The sequence below is a fragment of the Duganella sp. AC237 genome (assembly GCF_979254035.1).
The window spans coordinates 1-1,569 of sequence record NZ_CEEDEW010000002.1 but is presented as its reverse complement, the minus strand read 5'-3'; the positions used below and the strand labels follow the sequence as shown (position 1 = coordinate 1,569).

2 protein-coding genes are annotated in these 1,569 nt (G+C 56.3%); both read left to right on the top strand.

What is annotated here, in order from left to right:
* Window positions 1-206, top strand: a 206-nt coding sequence (locus tag AC0IYS_RS00355; protein ID WP_471703328.1) for a DMT family transporter, incomplete at its 5' end; no start/stop codon positions are given.
* 14 nt (window positions 207-220) lie between these two features.
* Window positions 221-1,510 (top strand): ISL3 family transposase, encoded by a 1,290-nt coding sequence (locus tag AC0IYS_RS00350; RefSeq protein WP_023343400.1) that lies wholly within the window; start codon window positions 221-223, stop codon window positions 1,508-1,510.
* Window positions 1,511-1,569 lie beyond the last annotated feature (59 nt).

Sequence of the window (1,569 nt, the reverse complement as noted above, 5' to 3'; positions counted from 1 at the left end):
CAATGGTGGCCAGCTTCTGGCTGTTAGCAGTCGCCATGCGAACTATTCCACTCGGAACTGCCTACACAATCTGGACGGGAATAGGAGCTGTAGGCGCTTTTCTTGTCGGAATCGCATTTTTGGCTGAACCGGTTAATGCAGCGAGAATCATTGCTGCGATCCTCATTGTTTCAGGGTTGGTGTTAATGAAACTATCCAGCGCCTGACATCGAGGTTATTAATGATGGGTCTCGTTACTGGCCTTATTAACCTCTCAAATTATGAGGTCAGGGACTCCAAGTCGACAGACGACGAAATGCACTTCCAGGTGGACGCACCCGATCCCATCGCGTGCGAGAAATGTGGCGTGCAGGGTGAAATCGTGCGGTTCGGCAAGCGTGATGTTCCTTATCGTGATTTGCCCATCCACGGCAAGCGGGTCACCCTCTGGGTGGTTCGTCGCCGGTACACCTGCCGGGCCTGCAAGACCTCCTTCAGGCCCCAGCTACCGGAGATGGTGGACGGCTTCCGCATGACGCGGCGGCTGCATGAGTACGTGGAGAAAGAATCCTTCAACCACCCCTACACCTTCGTGGCGGCGCAGACTGGCCTGGACGAGAAGACGGTACGCGACATCTTCAGCGCTCGCGCCGAGTTCCTGGGGCGCTGGCACCGATTCGAGACGCCTCGCATTCTGGGTATAGACGAGCTGTACCTGAACAAGCGCTACCGCTGCATTCTGACCAACATCGAGGAGAGAACCCTGCTCGACCTGCTGACCACCCGCCGGCAGGACTTGGTGACCAACTACCTGATGAAGCTGAAAGACCGGCAGAAGGTCGAGATCGTCAGCATGGACATGTGGAACCCCTACCGTACGGCGGTCAAGACGGTGCTACCACAGGCCCGTATCGTGGTCGATAAATTCCATGTGGTGCGCATGGCCAATGATGCCTTGGAGAAGGTGCGCAAGGGCCTAAGAAAGGAGCTGAAACCCTCCCAGAGCCGAACCCTCAAGGGAGACCGGAAAATCCTGCTGAAACGCGCTCACGAAGTCTCAGACCGAGAGCGGCTGATCATGGAGACCTGGACAGGCGCATTCCCGCAACTGCTGGCCGCCTACGAGCACAAGGAGCACTTCTACGGCATCTGGGATGCCATCACGCGCTCCCAGGCAGAAGCCGCCCTGGACGAGTGGATAGCCACCGTCCCGAAAGGCCAGAAGGAAATCTGGAGCGATCTGGTCAGAGCGGTGGGCAACTGGCGCGAAGAGATCATGACCTACTTCGAGACGGATATGCCCGTCACCAATGCTTACACGGAATCCATCAACCGACTGGCCAAGGACAAGAACCGTGAAGGGCGTGGTTACTCCTTCGAGGTGATGCGGGCACGAATGCTCTACACCACGAAGCACAAGAAGAAGGCCTCAACTGCGAAGGTCTCTCCATTCTACAAGAAAACCATCTGTTACGGACTGTCGGATTTCGCAGAGGAACTCAATTACGGGGTCGATCTATCAACCATCTGAGGGTGGTATAAGGTTGGTGGGGTGAAGGAGCCCCATCAACCATTAAATCCGGCATACCC